The 23,543-nt window shown below is 37.2% G+C and carries 27 protein-coding genes and 3 pseudogenes; 5 read left to right on the top strand and 25 right to left on the bottom strand.

Features of this window, described 5'->3' with window-relative positions; all coding sequences use genetic code 11:
• Positions 1 to 114 precede the first annotated feature (114 nt).
• The 3 genes and pseudogenes from J7E37_RS21385 to J7E37_RS22680 form a co-directional block, all read right to left on the bottom strand.
• Complete coding sequence (locus J7E37_RS21385) at positions 115 to 621, bottom strand: GNAT family N-acetyltransferase (RefSeq protein WP_215027050.1); 507 nt, start codon at positions 619 to 621, stop codon at positions 115 to 117.
• Positions 618 to 1,232: a hypothetical protein gene (locus J7E37_RS21380; RefSeq protein WP_215027047.1), complete on the bottom strand. Its 615-nt coding sequence runs from the start codon at positions 1,230 to 1,232 to the stop codon at positions 618 to 620. The genes J7E37_RS21385 and J7E37_RS21380 overlap by 4 nt, the downstream gene beginning before the upstream one ends.
• Positions 1,233 to 1,315: 83 nt before the next feature.
• Positions 1,316 to 2,168, bottom strand: a pseudogene (locus J7E37_RS22680) (alpha/beta fold hydrolase).
• 142 nt (positions 2,169 to 2,310) lie between these two features.
• On the opposite strand from J7E37_RS22680, the pseudogene J7E37_RS21370 reads away from it, so the two are divergent.
• Positions 2,311 to 3,150: pseudogene (locus J7E37_RS21370) on the top strand (tyrosine-type recombinase/integrase).
• Between the two features lie 120 nt (positions 3,151 to 3,270).
• Here J7E37_RS21370 and J7E37_RS21365 read toward each other — a convergent pair.
• From J7E37_RS21365 to J7E37_RS21330, 8 genes are all read right to left on the bottom strand, one after another.
• Entirely contained in the window at positions 3,271 to 4,314 is a 1,044-nt protein-coding gene (locus J7E37_RS21365; RefSeq protein ID WP_215027044.1) for a hypothetical protein, read from the bottom strand.
• 373 nt (positions 4,315 to 4,687) lie between these two features.
• A complete protein-coding gene (locus tag J7E37_RS21360) occupies positions 4,688 to 5,086 on the bottom strand; it encodes a hypothetical protein (RefSeq protein WP_215027041.1) in 399 nt (132 codons plus the stop codon).
• Positions 5,087 to 5,259: 173 nt separating this feature from the next.
• Positions 5,260 to 5,661: a hypothetical protein gene (locus J7E37_RS21355; RefSeq protein WP_215027038.1), complete on the bottom strand. Its 402-nt coding sequence runs from the start codon at positions 5,659 to 5,661 to the stop codon at positions 5,260 to 5,262.
• Positions 5,662 to 5,845: 184 nt separating this feature from the next.
• On the bottom strand, positions 5,846 to 6,577 hold the full coding sequence (locus J7E37_RS21350) for an alpha/beta fold hydrolase (RefSeq protein WP_215027035.1): 732 nt from the start codon (positions 6,575 to 6,577) through the stop codon (positions 5,846 to 5,848).
• Between the two features lie 52 nt (positions 6,578 to 6,629).
• On the bottom strand, positions 6,630 to 6,866 hold the full coding sequence (locus tag J7E37_RS21345; RefSeq protein ID WP_353050058.1) for a glycerol-3-phosphate acyltransferase: 237 nt from the start codon (positions 6,864 to 6,866) through the stop codon (positions 6,630 to 6,632).
• Positions 6,859 to 7,320, bottom strand: coding sequence for a hypothetical protein (locus J7E37_RS21340; RefSeq protein ID WP_215027032.1), 462 nt, complete (start codon positions 7,318 to 7,320; stop codon positions 6,859 to 6,861). Before J7E37_RS21340 ends, J7E37_RS21345 begins: the two co-directional genes overlap by 8 nt.
• A gap of 309 nt (positions 7,321 to 7,629) precedes the next feature.
• Positions 7,630 to 8,079, bottom strand: a complete 450-nt coding sequence (locus J7E37_RS21335) for a hypothetical protein (protein ID WP_215027029.1) — start codon at positions 8,077 to 8,079, stop codon at positions 7,630 to 7,632.
• A gap of 66 nt (positions 8,080 to 8,145) precedes the next feature.
• Entirely contained in the window at positions 8,146 to 8,709 is a 564-nt protein-coding gene (locus J7E37_RS21330) for an ATP-binding protein (protein ID WP_215027026.1), read from the bottom strand.
• 182 nt (positions 8,710 to 8,891) lie between these two features.
• Between J7E37_RS21330 and J7E37_RS21325 the strand changes: the two genes are divergently transcribed.
• On the top strand, positions 8,892 to 9,143 hold the full coding sequence (locus J7E37_RS21325) for a hypothetical protein (protein WP_215027023.1): 252 nt from the start codon (positions 8,892 to 8,894) through the stop codon (positions 9,141 to 9,143).
• A 160-nt stretch (positions 9,144 to 9,303) separates the two neighbouring features.
• Here J7E37_RS21325 and J7E37_RS21320 read toward each other — a convergent pair whose 3' ends face one another.
• Together J7E37_RS21320 and J7E37_RS21315 are read right to left on the bottom strand one after the other, a co-directional pair.
• Positions 9,304 to 9,681: a VOC family protein gene (locus J7E37_RS21320; RefSeq protein ID WP_214783376.1), complete on the bottom strand. Its 378-nt coding sequence runs from the start codon at positions 9,679 to 9,681 to the stop codon at positions 9,304 to 9,306.
• Positions 9,682 to 9,755: 74 nt separating this feature from the next.
• Positions 9,756 to 10,208: a DUF4362 domain-containing protein gene (locus tag J7E37_RS21315; RefSeq protein WP_215027020.1), complete on the bottom strand. Its 453-nt coding sequence runs from the start codon at positions 10,206 to 10,208 to the stop codon at positions 9,756 to 9,758.
• A gap of 87 nt (positions 10,209 to 10,295) precedes the next feature.
• Here J7E37_RS21315 and J7E37_RS21310 point away from each other — a divergent pair, with 87 nt between their 5' ends.
• Both J7E37_RS21310 and J7E37_RS21305 read left to right on the top strand, forming a co-directional pair.
• On the top strand, positions 10,296 to 11,021 hold the full coding sequence (locus J7E37_RS21310; protein WP_215027017.1) for a hypothetical protein: 726 nt from the start codon (positions 10,296 to 10,298) through the stop codon (positions 11,019 to 11,021).
• A gap of 311 nt (positions 11,022 to 11,332) precedes the next feature.
• Positions 11,333 to 11,773: a cell wall hydrolase gene (locus J7E37_RS21305; protein ID WP_214783672.1), complete on the top strand. Its 441-nt coding sequence runs from the start codon at positions 11,333 to 11,335 to the stop codon at positions 11,771 to 11,773.
• Between the two features lie 78 nt (positions 11,774 to 11,851).
• On the opposite strand, the gene J7E37_RS21300 is transcribed toward J7E37_RS21305, so the two are convergent.
• The 3 genes from J7E37_RS21300 to J7E37_RS21290 all read right to left on the bottom strand — a co-directional run bounded on the left by J7E37_RS21300 (position 11,852) and on the right by J7E37_RS21290 (position 15,420).
• Positions 11,852 to 12,610 (bottom strand): SDR family NAD(P)-dependent oxidoreductase, encoded by a 759-nt coding sequence (locus tag J7E37_RS21300; RefSeq protein WP_215027013.1) that lies wholly within the window; start codon positions 12,608 to 12,610, stop codon positions 11,852 to 11,854.
• Positions 12,611 to 12,672: 62 nt separating this feature from the next.
• The gene (locus J7E37_RS21295) at positions 12,673 to 13,263 is read right to left on the bottom strand and encodes a type 1 glutamine amidotransferase domain-containing protein (RefSeq protein WP_251009818.1); all 591 of its coding nucleotides are present in this window, start codon (positions 13,261 to 13,263) and stop codon (positions 12,673 to 12,675) included.
• A gap of 351 nt (positions 13,264 to 13,614) precedes the next feature.
• Positions 13,615 to 15,420: a S9 family peptidase gene (locus tag J7E37_RS21290; RefSeq protein ID WP_215027010.1), complete on the bottom strand. Its 1,806-nt coding sequence runs from the start codon at positions 15,418 to 15,420 to the stop codon at positions 13,615 to 13,617.
• A gap of 414 nt (positions 15,421 to 15,834) precedes the next feature.
• Here J7E37_RS21290 and J7E37_RS21285 point away from each other — a divergent pair, with 414 nt between their 5' ends.
• Positions 15,835 to 16,251, top strand: coding sequence for a GNAT family N-acetyltransferase (locus tag J7E37_RS21285; RefSeq protein ID WP_215027007.1), 417 nt, complete (start codon positions 15,835 to 15,837; stop codon positions 16,249 to 16,251).
• A 174-nt stretch (positions 16,252 to 16,425) separates the two neighbouring features.
• On the opposite strand, the gene J7E37_RS21280 is transcribed toward J7E37_RS21285, so the two are convergent.
• From J7E37_RS21280 to J7E37_RS21240, 9 genes and pseudogenes are all read right to left on the bottom strand, one after another.
• Positions 16,426 to 16,890 (bottom strand): hypothetical protein, encoded by a 465-nt coding sequence (locus tag J7E37_RS21280; protein ID WP_215027004.1) that lies wholly within the window; start codon positions 16,888 to 16,890, stop codon positions 16,426 to 16,428.
• A 73-nt stretch (positions 16,891 to 16,963) separates the two neighbouring features.
• On the bottom strand, positions 16,964 to 17,794 hold the full coding sequence (locus J7E37_RS21275; RefSeq protein ID WP_215027001.1) for an aminoglycoside adenylyltransferase domain-containing protein: 831 nt from the start codon (positions 17,792 to 17,794) through the stop codon (positions 16,964 to 16,966).
• A 135-nt stretch (positions 17,795 to 17,929) separates the two neighbouring features.
• Entirely contained in the window at positions 17,930 to 18,553 is a 624-nt protein-coding gene (locus tag J7E37_RS21270) for a phosphate signaling complex PhoU family protein (RefSeq protein WP_215026998.1), read from the bottom strand.
• Positions 18,554 to 18,671: 118 nt separating this feature from the next.
• Complete coding sequence (locus tag J7E37_RS21265; RefSeq protein ID WP_215026995.1) at positions 18,672 to 19,160, bottom strand: NUDIX hydrolase; 489 nt, start codon at positions 19,158 to 19,160, stop codon at positions 18,672 to 18,674.
• A gap of 103 nt (positions 19,161 to 19,263) precedes the next feature.
• Positions 19,264 to 19,938 (bottom strand): annotated as a pseudogene (locus J7E37_RS22180) (DUF5694 domain-containing protein).
• Between the two features lie 90 nt (positions 19,939 to 20,028).
• Complete coding sequence (locus tag J7E37_RS21255) at positions 20,029 to 20,814, bottom strand: ABC transporter permease (protein ID WP_215026989.1); 786 nt, start codon at positions 20,812 to 20,814, stop codon at positions 20,029 to 20,031.
• Positions 20,814 to 21,569: an ABC transporter permease gene (locus J7E37_RS21250; RefSeq protein WP_215026986.1), complete on the bottom strand. Its 756-nt coding sequence runs from the start codon at positions 21,567 to 21,569 to the stop codon at positions 20,814 to 20,816. Before J7E37_RS21250 ends, J7E37_RS21255 begins: the two co-directional genes overlap by 1 nt.
• A gap of 4 nt (positions 21,570 to 21,573) precedes the next feature.
• Complete coding sequence (locus tag J7E37_RS21245) at positions 21,574 to 22,518, bottom strand: ABC transporter ATP-binding protein (RefSeq protein WP_215026983.1); 945 nt, start codon at positions 22,516 to 22,518, stop codon at positions 21,574 to 21,576.
• A gap of 429 nt (positions 22,519 to 22,947) precedes the next feature.
• Complete coding sequence (locus J7E37_RS21240) at positions 22,948 to 23,382, bottom strand: hypothetical protein (RefSeq protein WP_215026980.1); 435 nt, start codon at positions 23,380 to 23,382, stop codon at positions 22,948 to 22,950.
• Positions 23,383 to 23,543 lie beyond the last annotated feature (161 nt).

Genomic DNA, 23,543 nt, shown 5'->3' with positions numbered 1-23,543 from the left:
ACGTTATTGAAGATAAGCACCCGATAGTTTAAGTATATTTGTTCACAATCTCATTTTTGAAACGGCAATGAATAACTAAGAACATCAACTAACAAATTCCACACTTTGATATCATTATATAGCTCTGCAATACCTCAATGATACATAACTTTCACCATCCGTATTAGCGAAACTTGTTTGTTCTTGGACAAATTGAAATTGTCTTGCCTCATAAAAAGGGATCCCTTTTGTATTACCTTTGGCAACCGAAACCCATTGATTTGTTGCACCTTTGCTTCTTTGAACTTCTGTAATCGCTTGTAAAAGTCTTGTCCCAATTCCCTCTCCACGACGGTTTGGATCTAAATAAAGCACGAATATTTCACTTTGGTCTTTGCTGATAAGACCACCGCCTATTGCTCCAGTAACGATGTTTTTTTCTGTCGCTACATACCATCCATCCCAGCCGCTACTTGTATGTATGACTTCATTATGTATCCGTTCATAGTTGTAAAATTCTTTGATAATTCTTTCTATATATACTTCTGAATGGGTTTCCATATATGTATCTTTATAACCTTCTGAACAAACCTTGATAATTCCGTTTATATGCTCAATCTCTGCCTTTTTCACTTCTATCATAAAAACACCCCTTTTTGTCTTAAATCTCTAATGTAATTTGTTTGGACAGAGTTACTTAATGTAGGAACTGAAAGTAGTTCTGTTAGTCGGCTTAAATATAAATAGTGCTTATTGCTTCGCAACGATTCAGGTATTACTTCACCTTTATAAATCATCTCTAAAAATGGAGAAGTAAGAAGAACTTCAACAGTCAGTAAGCCAGATTCCTCAGACTTTATTTTGAAACCTGCAAATACGTCTTGTTTTATGTCTTTAACTGTTTGAATCACATTTTGCAACTGAGTACCACTTATCGTTAGTTTTATTAGCGGAAAACACTTTGCCAAAGGATTCTCCACTAACTTTCTATTTCTGTAATCGTAAACGAAATAGAAATTATCTTCATATTGTTTGAGTCTTTGCAGTTCATTAGTTAGTAAGTAATACTGGTCGGTAAGTCCAGCAGATAATTGTGACTTTTCTTCACTTACTATTAAGGTCAGTATTTCTGGAGAGGATATTGATATCGTGGTTATTGAATTCTTTAAAAAATTTGAAGTGATTTCTATTATTTCATTAAGCTGAAGATTTGATAATTCACCTTTATGGATACCTATCAGGTACTGGTTCATATTGTATATACTCCATATATAGTTTCTAATTAAATACGATGTGCATAATGAAAATCCTTCTTCAACATTACTGCCCCTATAGTTCAATAAGACACCTTTTCTTTTAAGTAAGTTAAGATGACTTGTCTAAACAACGACTTTTCTTCAAGGAAGGGGTAATGATTGCTTTCGTTAAAAACAAATAGTTGTGAATTTGGTATTAACTCATTAATTTCTACGGAGAAAGAAAGCGGGCATTGTACATCGTATCGGCCACTCAGTATTAAAGTATTTGTTGAGACCTTATCTAACTAACGAGTTACATCAAATTTCATTTCTTCCCTAATAAAAAAGTTCATTCTTGGAGCAGACACCTTTTTATGTATGCCTAAAGAAAAGTATTCATCATACTTATCCGGGTGAAATAGAGACAGTTTCGTTCTCTCTTTTGAGAAAATCTCCCTTTCACTAGGTGATAAATCAGAGCGTTTTAAAGTCTCAATAAGTTGCTGCATTCGATCGAACTGTGGGTGGTCAGGATGATAGATACATTCAGAGGATGAATTAGCATATTTCCTTGCAGCTGCCCCGACAATTATTAGCGAAGTAAGAGACGCAGAAAAATGAATACCGTAGATGACTCCTATCATACCTCCTGTCGAGTGCCCGGCAAATGTCCATTCGGCATAACCCAACGCCTCTCGGATTGCTTCAAGGTCGTAAATAGCATCAAACATACTCAACTCATGAGCTTCATTAGCCTTACTTGAATTTCCAGCTTCTTTTAAATTCACAAGGTAAACTGTATTATTCTCTGTCAAAGAATCTGCAAAGTAATCACCTGTATGATTAAACTCTGAATAATGATGAGTGACGCAAATTGTTACCCTCTCCTTTTACAAAGACCTCAAAGTTTCCGCGTGTGGTATTAATTGTTTTCGTTTCCCAGTAGGTCATTTCTAACTCTCCTTACCTAGCTATATCTTTACATTAATAGTCTTGGAATAAATCTTTCATTACTATTGAATACCTTGAGTCTTAATTTCTATAAAACAGGCAATAATTCCTCTTAGTATCCAATTAAATGGGAGGAATTTATTTGTTATTATCAACTGCGTGGAAATCCTATGAAGCTGATAAACGTATAGAAGGCTTTTCTCCTTATACTTTAAAAGCATATGGAATCCAAGCAAGGCTACTCATTGGTTATTTTAATGATCCGAATATTGATAGTTTCGACACAGAAAGGTTAAAGGAATATCTTGCTACTCAAGGTAAGGACTTAAAACCCTCTAGTATGGCTCACAGGATTCGATTTATGAAGTCATTGTTTCGCTGGTGTCACGAGGAAAGGCATATACCCCTTAATCCAGCAGCAAAGATCAAGGAGCCTAAAGCGGGCTAGAGAATTCCAAAGTTTCTATCAGAAAGGGAGATTGAACTTTTACGTGAAGCCTGTCTAAGTCCTATGGAAAAAGCACTTTTCGAATTTATGTTTTCAACTGGCTGCAGAATTGGAGAAATCGCTGCTCTTGATCGCAATTGCATTAATTGGTCTAACCGTTCCGCAATCGTCAGGGGAAAGGGTGATAAGGAACGTGAAGTCTATTTTAATATTCGAGCAGAATTATGGCTCAAGCGATACATCGATAGCCGCAAGGATTAGGATCCAGCCATTTTTGTAACGGAGAGGCAGCCACACAGGATGAGTATTGCGCAAATGAGGTATTACATAAAGAAAATCTCAGCCCGTGCCGGCATCGATATGGAAATTCACTCACACCAATTGAGACACAGCTATGCTACCCACTTATTAAAAAATGGAGCACCTGTAGAAGTCATTCAGAGTCTTTTGGGCCACGAGAAAAGTGAAACCACTCGAAAATATGCTCAATTAAGTGGTAGGCTCAGACAGGAGTTTTACCAGAAATACTTCTAACCATGAGAAGAAGCAACGCAATTTGCGTTGCTTTTTGAACTCTTGCACCCGTTTGTTTAAGTACATTACTTCACAAACTTAGTTTTATCATCGGAATGCTGTCCAGGCAGCTTCAACCTATTACCGTTCAACTCTTGAATTAAGATAATCAAGGAGTTTATACTCTTGCCTGTTTTGCCAGTCACAGATAAAACCCTCTAAATTGAACAAACCCTCAAAGTTATCACTTAGTTTCACTACGGTTTCGAACCCATTACCGTAAAAACTTATATGACCAAATAAAATATTCCCTTTCTGAGTGATTAACAGTTTATGTGCTTGATCAGGAAATGAAATTGCAGAGAAATCCATCTCTTTTTCGGTCAATGTGGCAAATGTGTTTTCGCCGCCATTTACAATCCAATCTCGTATAGGATCGAAGCAAACCTGTAATACGAAGTCTCGACCTTTTACAAAGGCAAGGTAATTGAAGATTGTTTTGGCACAGACCCTGAAATACCTATCATCAAACTCAAGTGTTTGGTGTACTCTTGGATGCACCGTTCCATAATCCGGGGTTTGCTTCTCGAATGGTTTTTGTTCAACTAATTTCTTTACAAAATTAGCAACTTCCAATTCAAGGTCTTTATTGCTTAGACCTACATACCATTTACCTTCATGAACCCCTAGAAGAAACTCATCCTGACTAAATCGCTCATCCTCGTGCAATGTATACCTGCCGTTATAATTACCCAAGTTCTTAGTAAAGTCTATGGTCTGTTGACCAACATCACCGAAAGACTTGTCTGAAATAAACTGACAGCTACCATTTATATTTATTTTGATTTGAGAAATACTATATGGTCTTCCTAAACTTATATATCCAAATTCAACTGTATTTGGATTAATTACGCCACTCATTAAGCTAACTGCGCCTTGTGTCGCTTTCTTAGGATTAGTTATGTTCCCTCTCTTACCTGGCCCTACAAATTGTCGGGGCAGTGCTAAAAGGGACTTCTTCATAACTTGCCCTTCCATTGCGGAAAACGCATTGTTAGCATTATGGCTTACATATTCCATAGGAAGTTTCTGAATACCCCCTATACCGGCTGGGAAAATGTGTTCACCAGACTTAAATGTTACTACCGGCTCTGTTTTCTTTAAATACATACAATACTTCTCCATCTTTTTGACCTCCTATATCAAGTCCTCTCCAATCAGTATAGTATAGAAAGCACTACCAACCACTTAAGGAGTTTCTTCTTGTTACCCCTTTATTAACATATATGTCGAAACGGAACGATTATTTCTATTTACTGGAAAAAAACACACCTATCATTTTACCGAACCAGTTAGGAATCGGTATTTAGAAGATAGGTGCGTTTTTAATACAGGTTACAATACCACTTAAATATTTAACTTCCTAATTTATCCATACTAGCAAACTTAAAATTATCTTCCTGATCACTAACCTGCTCCGTTCGTTCAATAAGGAATTCAACAAAAAAGGCGATAATCCTCCTTGAACCGTCGCACCCCTTTGGTTAAACACACTTATTTACAAATCATCATTATATAATTTTTTAGTTGACTCCGTTACAAATTGAATCCACTCTTCTTCTGATAAATCACCATATTCAAAACCCATTACTGAACTCTTACCATATTTGATTACATCTAACACCTGATCAAACAAACCTCCTGAAGCTACCCAATCACGCAATCTGGAATCACCAAGAGAAAATTTATCATTACAAGCGATACACTCAATAAAAAAGGTTGAATCTTCATTTTTTCCATCATCATTGTACTGCAATTTAGTATAATCAGCCTTACAGGAAGGACAAATAATTTGAAGGAGCTTGTTGTATAAATTATTAAAGTAAGAACATCTTTTTTCTGCTAATTGCAATGAACATTTACAAACTTTTGCATACTCCTCAGGATTTAATATCAACGATTTTGTTCCTCCGTAAAAGGTAATAATTATACTCAGCTTAATAAGGAAAATGGAGTTGTATTTTTCCACTCCTTCCCATAATGCCTCTGTATTAACTCTTTCCGTTATTCAGTCTATACAACAAGGCTATTTTATTTATTTAATTAAACACTTAATATGCTTTAAGAATATTACTTATTAATTTCCATATTGTAAATCAACCAAGATGAATCACTTTTTTGTAAGTTTATTTCTAGATTTAGTTTTAAGGCTTCATCAGCAATGTTATTATAAAAAATGCACTTAATAGTTGCATCGCTATCATTTTTGCTTACTAAACTTACATTAGTAATGCTTACATCTTTTGTATATTTGAAAAACTCTTGAATATCCATATTTGCTGAAAGAAAATTATCGGTAATGTAGTTTTTGACAAACAACCTCTCAAAAAGTTTTGAGTCCGCATCATTTATTGCTTTCTGTAGATTTTCAACTGTTTCTTCTGGAGTTATAGTAGGTGATTTGACTGCTGTAATGTTGATAAAAATTATTGAAAACAAAAGAATTGTTATAAATAACCCTAAATTCCTCATAAGATCCCCTTAAGTGAATTACTTATTAGTTTAATAAACTAATTATACAATATATGGAATAATGTGCACTAACTTTCTTCAACTGCTAAACTGCACCGTTTGTTCAATAAGGAGTTAAACAAAAAAGGTGGTTAAACCTGCGTGGATTAACGCACCTTAGAGTTTAAGCATAAATCTTCACAATCTAAACCTTTTTATTCTCAACTAACTTTTTTATTGCAGAGACTACTACTTCCGGTTCGTAATTTTGTATATAGTGAGCACTATTTTCTGCAATTATCATTTCTCCATCTGAGGATATTTCAAGAATCTCTCTCTGCATTTCATTCCATAACCCTTGTGATTCCATAGAATAATGAGCTTTCTTACCCGCCGAAAGAACAATTAATGGTACGTTTAATTTTTTTCTAGTTTCTTTTAATTGCTTAAGGCTTTCCATAAATTCATCATAATTTCCTTCGTAAACGAATTGCTTGTTATATGCTTGCTGAAAATTTTGTGACATCGTGGGGAGAAATCTTTCTCTGTAGTCTTCAGGCGTAGAGTCAATCAGGACTAAACCACTAACTTCATTTGGATATTCTGTAGCAAACATCCGCATATTAACTCCACCAAATGAATGACCTACTAATATGTAGGGAGGTTTGATTTGGGCTTCACTCAGTAGTTCCTTTAATTCTTTCACCATTTCACGGCTGGTTCTGGGGTTACTACTTTTTTCACTTTTCCCAAGTCCAGCTCTATCATAAATTAGTACACTAGAGAGCATTGAAATCTCCCTTAATACTGAATTCCAGGCCTTAGAAAAGTCTCCATATCCAGCATCCATTATTACTGTTGACTTTCCATTATTCTCTCCCACTAATTTAGCATAGATTTTACATTGACTTATTTGTATAATCATTTCTTTATCCATTGGTTCATTCCTCTCGGTTGGAAACCTATCTTAACAAATATAATCTATATTTTTAGACTATTTTGTTCTCTGTTCCATTTAGAATTCTCTTTATATTTTGTCGATGAAGAATGATTATTGATACGCTTATTAGTAGAGAAAGTGCTATGATAATTTTATCTTCAAATATTAGACTATAAATAAATAATGCTAAACTCGCCAACATTGAACTTAGTGATACATACTTAGTAGATAACAAAGTTAGTACAAAAACTACAAAACCAACCAAAACACCTAAAGAATCATTCACCTTTCAACTTAATTTTTTCCTCTTTACCATTCCACTTAATGATTACTTCAAATGTAGTATCCTGATTATCGAGTGGTTTATAATTAGAGTCTTTCGGGATATGGGTAGTGCCTTCGCTGGAACTTGATGAAGTGAAGACCTCATTGACATCAAACGGATCGCCTTCTAATACTTGTTGAGTTGCTTTGCCATAATTATATGAAAATTCCACAGTACGCCCTAAATGTGGTTCATTGCCAATATACTTTAGCTTTAAAGTATGTTTTCGTTCAAATTCCATTTCATAATGGTTTTCGAATTCCTCATGATCTCTATATTTGACCTTCCCCTCTTGGATCAACTCTGCAGACCAGTGTTCACTTGTACCTTTAAACGACTGATAGTATTCCTTTGTAGTTGTGCAGCCAGATAATATCAATAAAATACAGACAAACAGAATAGCGAATCTTTCCATCCAATCCCCCTTTTATAAATACTTCCCAGTCATCCCTGTATAATCTCGACTATCTTCTTGGTGGTAATGATTGATGCAGGAAATAGGATCACAATTGAAAAGCCAATTTGTAAAATGAATATCAGAAGCCCATAAGGCGCAAACATCATTTCAATATATCCAAAGAAATAATCAAATATGAATATATAACCCACAAAAAACACCATAATTAAGAGTAAATATATAAAATTCTTTTCCAAAACAGCCCTCCTCTTTATTGAAAATACTTGATAGCAAAATGCTGCCTTTTTTGATCAGCACGATAAATACTTAATATCCATATTTCTCATTCCATTGTTTAATCCATTCTGCATAGTCCCCCTTTATTACCTCTTCAGCAGTTTTGCCATCGAGTGAATAAGGGGAGCCTCCAACCCCATTCCCAACGGGGCTAGATATGCCGCCAATTATTTCTCCGTTATACATGAAAACACTGACTGATACCTTGTAGGAAAAACTTTTCTGCGGGCCGTATATTTTACTTAGAGGATGATTTTTTACAATGAATCTCTCTTGCGTGATTTCCTTTCCAATATAGGCATCAGGCTCAACTGTTTGAACAGCCCAGAACGAACTGTCTGGCTTATGAATTAATTGTTCCCTTTCGATAATATAAGAATATCTCCCTTCATATGACCTAATGGAGTACCCTTGCTCCTTTAAATAATCTTTTGCTAATTGAGCATTTTCATCTAATCTAGGTCCACAGGCTGCAAGCAATAAGACAACAAATAAAATGACTAGTTTATTAATGTGAACTCCCCCAATTAGGATAGCTCCAACGATTTATTGTCGGGCTATCTGTAAAATTTCTAGAATAACAGTTTCAACTTCTGTGTCGTCCTTTATCACAAATAAGTGATCTGCTTCCCCCTCCACTGGATCGATTACATCCTCTTTTAAAGAATCAGCCATCTGCTTATTCAATACTTCTTCAAAATTAGTATAGGAACCTCTGAATATATTGGTCCCTCGTGTGGTTTCGGCAACACGGGCTTGAAGGGCATGGTATGGGATGTCAAAATGGACAATTATATGTATAAAGTCATCCTTGGGAAACAGTTCACCAAACAGGTATAACCGGTCTTTTAGACTTCGGTTCGAGTTGCAAATGATAAGATGATGATCAGTCTGTTCTATTGCGTAATTGACAATCAACCTGGATATAGCGTGCTTGAATGTATTTGGCCCGTCCTTGGGTTGAAGCTTTTTATAATAAGTATTGATGAATTCCGCATGGGTGTCCTGGTCCATCACCGTAGAGTTACTCAATTCTTTTTCTAAAGCACGGGCAAATGTCGTTTTTCCACTGTGAGTTTTACCAACAGTTATAATCATAAGCCTCTTCAACCTTCTGCCTCCTTAAAAAAATGACCCTCTTGAGCTAATTATCATATAAATTTACAAAAAATTGAAACTTTTCTTCTCGCTAATCGTAACTACTTCAAAAGGGGGTATTCATCATCGGTAAAATCATTAGCTTTTTGGCAACTCTGGTAGCCATTGGTTTAATTAACTTTGGGGTAACTTTATTGACGAATTTTAGTTTTATAGATATTTCAGTTTTTGTGGGATTGGCCAGTGTATTTCTCATTTATTTCTTCAGCTCTACAGGCGGAGTTGCAAGCCGCAGCATTGATATGCAAGTTCAGGGTGAAACGGGAATCAAAATGAACCACACAAAACAAACTTTTTCACCTTCATATGCTTTTTACGCTTCGATTCTCTATTTAATTGGATCAGTGATAGCCACATTTTTTATGTACAAAGAATACTTTATGTGATTGTTTGGAATAGAATTGGCATTCGAGTATGATTCGGACTTTTCATACTCGATTTATTTTTATACCAAAGTAAAAACTCAGCATGATCTTGTAAAATAAGGGGCATTAAAAAAGCCGCTTTCTAAAGAAAACGGTCAAGGCCAGCTGGCTTTATGCAATTTTATTTTTGCATCACTGCAAAGTAATTCTCCTCATCATCAGCAAAATTAAATACTTTTCCTGAAGGCATGTTTACAATTTCCCCGACTATAACATTTTTATTGGATAAGTCACTGCGCAATTCCTCAAGATTGTCGGAATAAAACATTAAAGATGGTGTACCAAGATGGAGTCCAGGCGACATTTTGGCTACAAATTCTTTATTATGGAGTACGATGCTTGTTTCAGAATCTGAGCTCTGAGCGATCTCAATCCATCTAAACCCTTGCCCATTATCCTCCTCTGCTTTAACAACAAAACCGACTTTTTCAGTCCAGAACTTTACAGCAGCATCCTGATCATTTACATACAACATAATTTGACCGATTTTTTTTATCATGAAATTTTCACTCCTTGTAAATAGTCTCTAGAAAGTTTCTACAATTATTGGCCAAAATCCTCCTGCATTAATTATTAATCTTCAATCACCAGGACTATTACATCCTGCTTCTGGTTGCTGCACTCCTCTAAAACATAGTCAGTGCGTGACTCTCTCTTAACCACTGTAACCCCTTTGCAGGTTACTTCTTCAATACTCCCTGTTCCGTATCCGTCTCTAGTAGAATCATAGATTGAATGGATTTCTGTGCCGTCAAATTCGAGGTCGTGGAGCATAGGAGCTCCCTCAGTTGTATAATTAACGATCCTGATTTTATCTTTTTCACCTTGCTCAACATGCTCCACAAATGTATAAAACCTCTCTAAATTCGTAATGTCCCCATGCATATCGACTATATCATCCGGTGCCTGAATGTATTCAGGAGGTTCAGGAAGATCGGCAGCTTCCTCTGGAATAGCTTGCTCCTCGGGTTGACATCCTGTAAGCACAAAAATTAACAGGATCAAGAATCTGAATCTTTTCATCATTGCCATATCACCACTTCCAAGTGTTCATTTAAATAATAATGGGTATTCTGTATGTATCTTTGATTTTAATAAAGGTGTGTTGTTTATATGAAAGATAAACTTTTCTCAGAGGTTGCTGTCCCAATTGAACCTCCTTTTGGCTTCATTCCAGGTAAGGAATCTGAGCGGGATTTTACATTCGATAAAGAAACTCGCTTTAAGGATTACATATTGGAAAAGAATGGTCAATCCCATGATATTAGTCTCGATGATAAGGGGAAATGGTACTTCTTCACACGATTCGAATGTGACACTCTCGATGAATTGAAGCTTTCGAGGCAGATTTTCAGGCCTCCCTATCTAAAAGATGAGTCACTTAAGCTGATTGATCTAATGGCCAAGTTGGATATCAAACCAATATACGAAGGACACGATAAAGCATATGGCCATGTCCTCTCGCTGGTCCCTGAGCTGGATTCTGTTTCAGCTTTTAAGCAGGCCAGGATAGCCAATTACGATGGCAGCGACGACCCGACGATTATCAAGAAAATCCATTTTATCGAGAATGAGTACAAAGGAGAGAAAACTCGTTTTATTTCAGGTTTCGAGACCAGATCCTTTGCAACAGTATCAGAAAACGAGTTTTATGCAAAAGAAATTCACCTTCCTGGCAATGCACTTAATTACTTGAAACTCTTTGTCTATTTCTCAAGATATGCCATCCTTCCATCACAGCAGATGATGCCAAGGTTCCTCGGAAACCTGTGGGCGTCAACCCAGAGTTTAAACACTACCGCCAACCCGGCGCTTTATAAGAGTGAAGGGATTGAATGATTTACACTCCGCCTCTTATGGTATTAGGTTTTTGACCTAAATTTGTAAATCTCCTCTTTCTCGGGCACAAGTTCGGCATTCTTGTGACCGAGTCATGTTTCTTCTCTTGTACGTTAACATGCTTGCTTTTTATAATTTCTAAACCATGTCATCCTTCGATTAGAGCCCTTGAGTTTTCAGTTCAGCGAAGCTAAATCAAAATGGAGCAAACGATTTGTCCCAGACCTCTAATGATGTTATCTCACGCTATTCTGAACCTCTTAACATTATTACAAGCTGTTTTTAATACAATTCTTGTAGAGGTGATAAAAATGCCAAGGGTAAAATATGTCGAGAGTGACGTTGCATTGATTGCAAGGATGATGAGGGCGGAAGCTGAAGGTGAAGGACCGCTGGGGATGCTTATGGTTGGAAATGTAGTTGTTAATCGACTGAAAGCGAATTGTCTGGATTTTAAAGATTTAAGGTCTGTACGAGACGTAATTTTTCAAATTCAAGGAGGAAATTATTCATTCGAGGCTGTACAAAAGGGCAATGTTTTTTATAACAGAGCAAGAAGTGTAGAAAAGAGATTGGCTAAACAAACCTTGGAATATTGGAGACAACAACCTTCCAAGTATGCACTTTGGTATTTTAATCCGTATGCTCCTTGTCCTCCTACATGGTACAACCAGCCATTCGCAGGACAATATAAGCAACATTGTTACTATGAACCAATTGCTAATACATGCGAAAATGCTTATAGATGGTAGACACCTCAACAACAAGGGTGATTCATCAAAATAAAATAGCCGGGGCAAAATTCTCTATCGCCCCGGCTCATCTTCATTTTATTTCGTGTTAGTAAACCCGCCATCAATGCGTATGACTTCTCCATTAATATACTCTGCTTTGGATATTAGCAGGAATGTTACCAGTTCAGCTACTTCCTCCGGCTTGCCCAAGCGTCTCTGAGGTATCCCTTTAGTTGCGTTTTCCTTCATTGCTGGATTTGCCTCGTAAAAAGCCTTTACCATTGGTGTCTCGGTTGGTCCCGGGGCAATGGCGTTCACCCGAAGTCCATCTTTTCCATACTCTGCGACCATGCTCTTCGTTAAACCGATTATTCCGTGTTTTGTAGCAGAATAGGTCACAACCGAATCCTGACCAATTACCCCTGCACTTGAAGCGGTGTTCACAATCGAACCTCCGCCATTCTTCAGCATAACCTCCGCCACATAACGGACACCATAAAGTGCTCCCAAAAGGTTGATCCCGACGATTTGTTCAATTTCTTCAATGGATGAATCGAGGAAATACGAACCGCTTCCTGAGATTCCCGCATTATTAAAAAAGTAGTCGATTTTGCCGAATTGTTCAACGGTCTGATCAACATAATTTTTAACATCTGCTTGCTTTGAAACATCTGCTTTGATGAAAATAGCTTCGACGCCGAGCTTTCTTACCATCTCGACTGTTTCATTTCCACCTTTCTCGCTGATATCAACCACTGCAATATTCACTTTTTCTTCGGCTAATCTAACTGCCGTCGCCTGTCCTAATCCACTTCCGCCTCCTGTGATAACGGCGACTTTATTCCCGTTTGCCATCTTACATCAACACTCCTTAACGAATTTTCCAACTTGAGTTATTTTTTCCTTAAGGCCTGAATTTATTTCCCCTTCTTCTCCAGTGCCTTAACCAGCTCTTCTCCCATTAACTCAGAAGAAAATGGATCCCGGCTCGTCACAAGCTGCTCGTCCGCCCAGACAGCATGTCCTGTCTTTTCAAGGTCTCCCTGGTCATAATCGCTGATTTTTCGCATTTCCTGTTCGAGACTGAACGGAAGGATATCTAACAAACCTTCTGGCTCTATTTCATCTGGATAACCGGTCACTTTTTTACCAGCGATAAAGCTATCGCCATTTGGACGCTTTGCAAACACTAGCGGTGCAGGCCCATGACATTCAGCAGCGACAATGCCGCCGCCGTCGTAAATATTGTTCAGGATATTGTGCAGATCCTCATTTTTCGCCAAATCATACATTGCACCATGTCCGCCTACTACAAGCACGACATCGTAATCATCAGCCTTCACATCTGAAAGCTTCCTCGTATCATCCGCTTTCCCGGACTCATAAAGCTTCTTATATTTACCTTTCGGATCGTATTCTTCACTGATGCTCATTTTATCGATAACCGGCTTGCCTCCAAGCGGTGAGGCTAGGTCTACCTGATGGCCTGCCTCTTCAAGAAGCTGCATAGGGGCGAATAATTCTTCTCCCCACCAGCCAGTTTTCATAATTGTTTTCCTCATCCTTATGTCCACTTGATAAAACAGCTAATACTTTTGCCATTAAAAATTCCTCCTTTTACTGATAACAGAATGTATTTTCCCTAATGCGCCTCACATTACTCTTAAAATCCACTTCCTCCTTTTGCCATTGAAAAAGTGTCATTGTAATTTTGAGCCTCTTGGGAATAATATGAAGAAAAACCAGCTGGGCGTCCAGGCGGTTATGTCTGCTAAAATATGTGCTCTCTCTCGGCTGCTCTATAAAAAAACTCCCCTCCACGGGATGTTCTCCGATGGATGGGGAGTGTTAGTAAAGATTTATTCTGCTAAAACCTTCGCTTCAACAAACTGATCAAAAAACTCAAGGATCGTGGTGTTCACAAGAATCTCGTTTTCCTTTTTAGAGAATCCGTGCCCCTCGTCTTCAAGTACGAGATATTTCACCTCGCGCCCTTTTTCCTGCAAGGCTTTGACGATTTGGTCTGATTCCTGTTTAACGACGCGAGGGTCGTTTGCTCCCTGGATAATCAGCATTGGTTTTGTCATCGTATCCAGATAAGTGATCGGCGAATACTCTGTCAGCTTATCGAAGTCCTTGACCGGGTCACCAACCCACTGATTCATGATTGGTTTCCAGTGCTCAGGAACGGATTCAATGAATGAGAAAAGATTGGATGGTCCGAAAATGTCCACTACTGCTTTAAAGTATTCCGGATGGCGGCCGTGCAAAAGCAATGCCATATAACCACCAAAGCTTCCACCCATCAATAATGTTTTCTCTCTGTCAGCCAATCCGTTTTCGTAAAGGTACTCAAGGCCAGCAATATTATCAAGGCGTGGTCCTTCACCCCAGTTGCCCTCGACCATCTTCGTGAAAGCCAGACCATAACCCGTTGATCCGCGGAAATTCGGTGCAAAAATACTGTAGCCTCTGTTCACGAGGAACTGGAACATCGCACGGAAAAATTTCCTCTCTGCAGCCTGCGGGCCACCATGCGGCCAAAGGATAATATGGCCATTGCTCACTTCTTGCTTGGCCTTGAAAAATAATGCTTCCATCACCATACCATCATAAGAAGGGTATGTCAGGCCTTCAGGATCAACAAGCTCCTCTTCCTTGACTCCTGGAACAGCCAAGTTCGTCAGCATCTTCCACTCATCACTGCCCGCTTCCTTCATGTAAATGTTATTAGGCTTCGTTGCAGAGCCGGCTAAAATGTATACATTCCCACTCTTGGCGACTGTCCCACCCTGGATGATCGAAGCTGGCAATTGACTGTTTGTATATGTGCCTTCTGCCAAATCGTATTGATATAAATAATCATTGACGCCTTTTGAAGTAACAAAATAAAGGCTGTTTGAGCTCTTATCATATCGGATAGGGCCGAACTCTTCTTTTTCGATCGAAAGAACCTTGGTGAACTCATGAGTCTTGAGATTGAATTTTGCAAGATAATCAAAATCCTCACTATATGTGGTGACAAAGTAGTACTCCTCACCAACAAACACTCCCTCGCCAACGGTGAATTGCTCATCCGTTTCTGGTGTCAGAGAGTACGATTTTCCATCCTGAAAGATAAATCCTGGCGCATATGTATTCGCATATTGTTTTAAATAGGCGAAATTATTTTCTTCTTCGTCAACAGCCACTAAAAAGCAAGCAGCACCCTCACCCTCAAGGACAATGCTCTCCTCACCCGATTCAATATCATAACGGTAAATATTCAGATAGGTCTCATTTCCCTTGGTAGAAGTATAGTATAGACGTTGATCGTCCTTAGATAAAAACGGAAACATATGCCTGTGTCCTTCAGCCGTGCGGAGCGGCACCATCTCGCCACCTGCAGGAGGAAGTGCATATAACTGGCCATTTTCATCACCATCATTATCGAAACCAACCACCATAAAGCTTCCATCATGCGAATAACGCAAGGCCTGACAGGTCTGGTCAATGAATGTCAGCGGATATGGATACTGGTTCGGCAAATCCATCGCCCACAAATTGTATTTCCCTGTTAAATTGGTACTGAAAACCAACTGTTTCTCGTCTGGACTCACCGTAAAAGACTGAATATTAAAGGTACGATAAAAATTCTTTACATCCGGCTTCTTAAATTTGATCACATTCCCCAACCCCTAATCTTTTTGAAATTTCTATCTATACAGAAAACTTAAACAGAAATAGGGCTAAATGTCCAGCTAAAGCCTTAATGGAAAATAGAAAAAGTGTCCGTCATCGGGGTCATGACGGACAAATAGAACTCCCAAAAAAGAAAAAGTGTCCGTCATAGGGGTTATGATAGACAATATAGCAAAAAAAATAACGCAATCTTCCACAATAACCAAAAAAGCGACAAAGTCTGAAAATAAAGTCAAATCCTGCGCTTTCCCGAGAAATAATTCTCAAACTTTCTGAAGGATTTCCCCTCTTAAAATTGAATTTTAATAATATAGAATACCGACTGGAGGGTCACTGATTTGTTACTTTACTTTTGATTCATATCAACTGCCTACTAACAATTGAGGAGTTGATAGATAATGTTATATAAAAATTCACTTGAGAGTATTACGCCTGAAATGCTTGAAGGTTTTTTTGTCGGTTGGCCGACACCGTCAAGTCCCGAGACTCATTTAAAATTACTTAAAAACAGCAGCAAAGTGGTCTTAGCGATCGATAAAGATACTGACCAAGTTGTTGGATTCATCACCGCAATCAGTGATGGAGTACTCTCTGCCTATATTCCCTTCCTTGAAGTGCGGCCTGAGTACAAAAACAGAGGAATCGGCAAGGAACTAGTCCATCGAATGATGAACGAACTAGCTGAAATATATATGATTGACTTGTGTTGTGACGATGACCTGGTCCCCTATTACGAAAAGCTCGGCATGATAAAAGCGAATGGAATGCTTTTAAGAAATTATGAGAAGCAGTCAGGGAGTACGGAAGGATTTTAATTTTATGAATTTAAATTTCATCACAGAGTCTCTCACAACCAATAGTGATCCAAGAAAAAAATTCAGTCCTTCCCGTTTCGGACTGAATTTTTTTCCTGGCTATTATTTACCTGTATTCTTACTAAAGTTAATTATCGTCATACGCTATGCTTTCTACCCATTGTTCATCTCTCATCAGACAACCAGTTTGTTTGTATTTATTTTTACAAAAAGAGTAAAATACAAGGCCACAAGGATTATAAGTATAGTTGCAAAATATAAGGTTATTAAACCAGGAATTACTGTTTTCATTGTGTCAGAATCTTGAGCTATCCATAAAAGGATTGAACTGCTGAATGCTAACAAGTGGCATCCCAATGAAAAAAGGAAAGCTCTTTTTGAATTGGTAAAATTAGATAGCTGAAGCCTTTTTATTTGCTTTGACAGTACAACAGCAAAGACAATAATAGCCAGTAAATAGAACAGCCCAAGAATAAAAATTGGAAATGATGAAGGAGGAAGATGAATGTTTAAAACTCTTTCAGCAATGCCAACTTCATCTAACCAAAATACAAGATGTGCAACGAATATAAGAATACAAGCACCAAAGAAAATTAATTCACTAATTATAAGTCGAAAGAACATGCTTTTAGTTGACATAAGCCTCTCCTCTTTGATATAAAAACTAACTATAAAAAATAGCTATATGTACGGTTCACTAATTACTTGTTAATCAGACAGGTCCTTGAGGAATTTTTAGGTGAAGCATTATTACAGTAGTTAATAAGAAATTTATGGCGCTATCCAATCTATCCACTTCTGAGTCAAAAGTCTTTTCTTTTTTACCATTACGTATATTCATTGCTTCCTTAATTATATTGTGCCATTCCACCGGAAGTTCCGTTAATCCATATTCACCAGCGTCCAGCTTGGAAACTATATCGTTTTCCTTGATTGTGAAAAATTGACGGAGTAAGCCGAGAACGGTCCATTCTATTTCAAAATCGATTTGGCTGGTCGGCAGCTGAACCAAATGATCAAGTGATTTTTCTGCCATTTGTATTCTGTATGTCCAGTAAGAATTCATATTTTCAACTACAAAAGCAGTTAACGTCTGTGGCTGAGTATCTAGATTAAAGTCTTGTATATCTGGTCCTAAAATCTTTATTCCTTTACTCTTTAAAACCCACCAGGTTATCGGGTTAAAATTAAAGTAATCGCCGAATGCCAGCTCACCATTGTTATAGTACGGATATTCAATGTTATTGTCACTGCTATTGTAGAGTTTCCCCATATCCTCGCGAAGAGCATATACACCGTCCATTTCCGGCTTACCATATTTGTTCTCAATTGTTCTATGAATATATGAAAAAGCTTCTGAATCTCGCACTGTTAACCTGCGATTTGTTAACGTGATAAAGTCAATGTCACTTGAGTCATCAACGTAGGCACTCAATGCGATGGATCCATGTATATATAACCCTTCGATGGTGCCAGGCAGATGTTCATTTAATAGGGTTATATAATCCTTTAAGACATTTTCGACAATCTCAGGTAATACCATTACTAAACCCCCTTTTCAAAAACTTGCAATAACAAATTCGAATTTGAAATTAATTTAGTTTATATGTTAAAAATCAACAAAAAGTTACCTCGATCCTTTGAGGATTGTGACACATGATTTAATTTAATTCAGTCTCTATTTCTGATTTATATTCTTTTCTTCAATCTTAACTTTTAACACTAACACCGTATCATCTTGGTTAATTATTTCTTTAATAGTTTCCTCATCCTGTAAATTAACCGCACGAAGCGAATCATTTTCCGTTTCCCTGTATACCGCCAGGATTTTTGTTTCACCCATTTCCAACTCTACTTCTTCCTTACCTATGGCATAGTCCCATGTACTGAGACGATTAGCAGTAGATTCTTTTTTAATGATCTGGGGTTGAGTCCATACATCAGGACCAAAAAGAAATACCAAGGGGTCTTCAGAGTTTGGATTGATCATTCCAAAACCCATTGACCCTTCGTTAACTTTATTTGGACTGTTTCCATAGGATAATTGTGTTAGCGGTGGAGTTTCTTTTGTTCCATCATTGTATCGTTCTACCCAAAGATTCACCCAGCTTTTATCTGCATTATACAAAGTGAAGTCAAAATCAAATAAAATTCCTAAATTCAAATCCTCAAAAGTATTCACATATTCAGAATCGGAATTAACAGAGATAGTAGCGGTTTTGTCATCTAAATTAGAACAGCCAGAACTCAATACTAATACCAAAATGAAGATAAAACTGTGAATTAAATAGTTTTTATTCAAAGATCTGCATCCCCCAGTCTTTTACGAATATTTAACCTGCATATTCCTTTCCTACTTTCAAAAAACATTCGGTAATTCTTATTGAATTAATATTTTTCAATATTAGTAGAGAAACCCACTACTTCGTTATCCCAGTCTTGTATTTGACCGTAAAGCTGGGAGATTTCACATATTCCATGTAATTTACTTCTCCATTAAACTCCAAATAGGCTTGATAGCGAGTCCGAATGGCTGGATGTGTAATGAAGTCAAGAACGCGGTCTTTCTCTACCCAGCGGCTATCCGTTGTTTCTTCAGAAACGGCTAACTGGCCGCCAACAGGTTTACATGCGAAATCAAAAATCACTTGGGTAGGAACATCCGTCACGCCATCATACCATTTAAAAGTTCCTGTATTTGAATACACTCCCACTAAATGGCTCACCTCAACATTAATTCCACTTTCTTCTTTGATCTCACGAATTAATGCATCCAGCAGATTTTCTCCAGCTTCAACTTGTCCTCCTGGGTAAACCCAACCGCCGTCACGAGTTTTTACTATAAGGATATTTCCTGCCGAATCTTCAACAAACCCGCCTGCGGACACGATATGCGTAGGGAATGACATGGTTCGACCTCCTTCCTTGGAACTCTTATTGCATTATAGTTCTTACGTGCTTGATCGTTTGAAGGGAAAGTATTTCTTCGAGTCACTTTTCTTTTTATCTTAACTAACAAAGGTAATCACTTACGAGTTTCACATCAAACAAGTTACTCTCTTTTAAAAATTGCAGCAATAAATGAAGGTGTGCTGCACCATATAAAACAAAAATACGGTCTTCATTTGAATCGATCAGACTAACCAAGTTTTTTTAGATTAGCAGGTTTCGATAATACCAATACTTTGCTGTCCAAACAGCTCCAGCTGGATGATCCTTATCACCGACTAGAGACAATTTCAAATACATTTCTTGTCCTCTTAGAACATTTTGCGAATCATTCATCCAAAGCAAGAAATCTTTTATCGAGTGCTTTTATTTAAATGTATTTGATTCAGATATGATTTCCTCTGCGAGAATTGTAAAAGCCTTATACTCATCAGTGTCTTTCCACTCGTCTAAGCCTGATAAATCCGGAATACCATCTTCATCTTTATTCCAATCCACCGCATAAACTCTTTTATGGCCGCAATCCTTAGCCAAACGGAAGCCTATTTGATCGATCTCATTAATGGTTAACGTATAATCGCCCTTTATAAAAGTTTGATATTGATGATTCAGGGCTTCCTCATTCTCTTGTAATACTTCTAACGCAACTTTCGTTGGTTCGTATTTTCTCAAACAGTTGATGAGATCAAGAATCTCTTTTTGCCTTGTCTTTGATAAAATATCCTCTTTGTCAGTCATAAACAGATCGCCATTATCTTGTTCGGAAAAATGGTCAGTACCCAGAATAAATATAGATGGTTTAATAAGTAACGGCCTCCCTATAAAAAGTTATATATTCTTCAATAACGCCCCATTCTTCCGTGCCAGTTTTTCCATTACAGAGACTAGAAATACTGACAAAATAAAGTAACAGACCCCTATGAAAATTTCTTTACCAAGCAAAAGATAAACATCATAATTCTCCAGGCTATAGATCGAGCGTAGCGCTTCGATGCTATGGGTTAGCGGGAGCATACGGGCTAGCAATTCAAGGGGTTCTGGTAATAATGTGACTGAAAAGTTAACTCCGCAGAAAACCTGGAAAAACGCCAAAGATATATTCAGGAATAAGTTAACATTAGAAAACAAAAGGCTCACTGAGGCAAAAAGCAATGAGAAGCTAATGACAGAAAACATGGTAATCAGGATCAGCATTAGCAGGGTATCCATATTGCCGGCCGGCATTTTAATATCAAACAACAACCACCCTATAATCAAGCCTACAATGAATACAAATAATCCATCCAGCAGAGGTACAATCCCCTTCCGTAAGATAATTAGCAGTGTCGGAGTCGGTGAAGCAATATTCAGTTCCAACGTTCCATATCTTCGTTCCATCCTGAACATATTCATATAGTTGATCATGATGGTCTGACAAGTGTAATAAGCAATGTTGCCAATCACAACGAATTTTAAATAATCCGATCCGACTAGTGAACTGGCTAATGTTGCAAAAAAGATATAATGCATGAACGGATCTAAAATACGGAATAAGATAAATAATCGAATCGTTTGAAAGGAATAGATCGCTTTATACGATAGGTTAGTAAAACCATATTTATTGATTAAAAACATCAGATCGCCCCCAGACTGCCGGTCTTACGCAACACTACCTCGATTTTTTTCACAATAAAGTAAGCCAGCAATAAATAAATCAAGCTAACCAAAATTGAAATCCCCATAGATAAGAACATCGTTTGGGATAACACCAATGTATCTTGTACTGACTTAATCCCCCAGGTCATTGGAATTAGGTAAGTAATGACTTTTAGCCCAACTGGAAACTGTTCAACCGGGATGAACACCCCGCAAAGCAAGATCATAGGTGTTAGAATCAGGTTTTGGAAATCGAAAACATTTTGAGAAGCAACAAATACAATGGCTAAAATAAGTCCAACAACACTTAAAGAAAACATCAGAACGAGTATGGAAAGTAAGAAGTAACCGTAGTTGGCGATCCCGATACTGAATTGAAAAATAAATCGTGCGTAAATAAAACTTAAAATCATGGAGATCAGGGCAATAACAGAATTACTTAATGCTTTAGTCAAAATGACCGCAAACAAGGAAGCCGGCGCAGCAATTAGCAGCTTAAGTGTGTCATTCCACTTCTGGGAGATCAATGCAGATCCTGATGAATACAATACATAGCTCCACATGCTGATCAAAGCAGATGCCAACACAAATTTGTCTGAATTAATATCTCCCCTTACTTGCTTTAAAAAGTAAACAATCGACAAAAACATAAGCGGCTGGAAAAATAGCAGAAATTGATACATCTTATTATTAAAGTTAGTAAAATATTTAATTTCTCTTATAAGCAGATACATATTCTCACCCTACATCCTTCATATGATAGATATAGGCATCCTCAAGCGATATATCTCTCTTACTCAATTTTAAAATATCTCCATATTGGATTAAGTAGGCTGATACCTTTTCAAGATCATTTTCATTCACTTCAAAATTCAAGCTAAAATAAGGCTCTTTAATGACTTCGATTTCGAGTTTATTAAGGTAGTGGTCTGCTATTAGCTTTTCAATATCATAAATACTCATCGTAGCTTCGTAAAGATTAAGGTGGTTACAGCTCTGCTTTATGAAATCTGGTTGGCCAATGAGGCTTATTTTCCCGCCTTTAATAAAAGCAATACGATCGCAAAGCTCATCGGCTTCCTGCATATAATGAGTAGTTAAGATGATGGTAATCCCTTTGCTTGATAAATCTCTTACAATATCCCTCAATAATTTTGCCCCGATAGGATCCAAGCCTATGGTCGGTTCATCAAGAAACAGGATCTCAGGGTTATTAATTAAACACCTTGCGATATGTAATCGTTGGGTCATACCCTTGGAATAGGTATGGATTTTTTGATCCTCAGCGTCCTCTAATTTAACAAGGTTTAATAAATCCTTAATTAACACAGCTTGTTCTTTATTTTTAATCTTATAAAGTGTACAAAAATAATGCATATACTCTTTTGCGGTAAGTCTTCCATAAACGCCTCTTTCGCCGCCGTAAACAAAGTTGATCCTATTGCGAATCATATGACTCTCAGATACTACATCATAGCCTAGAACTTTTGCTAACCCAGCAGTAGGCAGCAATAAAGTCGTTAAGATTTTGATCGTAGTCGTTTTACCAGCCCCATTCGGCCCCAGCAAACCAAATACTTCCCCCTTTTTCACATCAAAAGAAACATCATCCAAGGCATTTTTCAAGCCCGTTTTCAATTTATAAGAACGTGAAAGTCCCTTAACCTCAATAACCTTTTCCATTTTTATCCCCCTAAACTATTTTCTTTACTGATAAATATTACCATAATTTCTCATAACTTCTATATATTATTTAAATATTCTTACAAAAAATTCATCTCTATTTACAGCAGGAAAAGTATATAACTACAGAAATGCAAAAAAGCGCATTCCAGAAGGAGTACGCTTTTTAGCTTAATCAAAACCTAAGATATTCATTAGAAAATTATAAAATACCTCTAATAATCATCTGGATCAATTCTCTAAATTGTGCTTAAATACCTTTACCATTTCTTCCACATACCTTTAAAATCATTTATCTCAGTGCATGATAAATTACTAATAATCAAACTAACCTCATTTGTCCCAATAGTTAATACATCATCACCTTCTGTTTTGGGTGCCCAGTAAACAAGTTGCTCCAATTTTTCTTTATAGGAGTCCTTCTGATTCCTATTCACTTGTTAAAATTAACTTTCTTGTTTTGATATCATAAATTTTATAATCAATTTCGACCATATGATCTTTTGTAGCTGTAACCTCACAATAATAAGGAACTGACCTTCCATAAGCATCAAGGTCAGGTATATCACTGAATATAAAGATTTCTCCTGAATCAACCATTCTAAAGTCCGCTAATGAAGAACGGCCTGCTGAATCAATTTCAATCACACATTCTCCACTAATGATGTCATATTCCTTTAGTACAACATATTTTATGCTTGGTAGAGTTACCGCCAAAATTAAAACACCCATTGAAAGACCTAAAATGCTTTTCCCTACTTCTAAAACAGGGTAAGATTTTTCGCGAAACATTGCAATAAAACTAAATAAGGCAATGATGACAAACAAAGTTCCCATAAAGAGCATTAAATAATAAACAAACACCTTTTCACTTCCTAAAATGGATGAATGGAATTATGTATGAATAGGATCCAGCCTAAAAGAATGGAGCCAGAATTCCATATCCACCTACAATTAAACATAATAACCCACCGAACATAAACAAAATTTTAATGAACCAGAAATTAAAAGAAATAGACAATGGA

Source organism: Bacillus sp. ISL-39 (assembly GCF_018613295.1).
Classification (GTDB): Bacteria; Bacillota; Bacilli; order Bacillales; family Cytobacillaceae; genus Mesobacillus.
The sequence above is the reverse complement of the archived record's forward strand: the minus strand, read 5'-3'. Positions and strand labels throughout refer to the sequence as shown.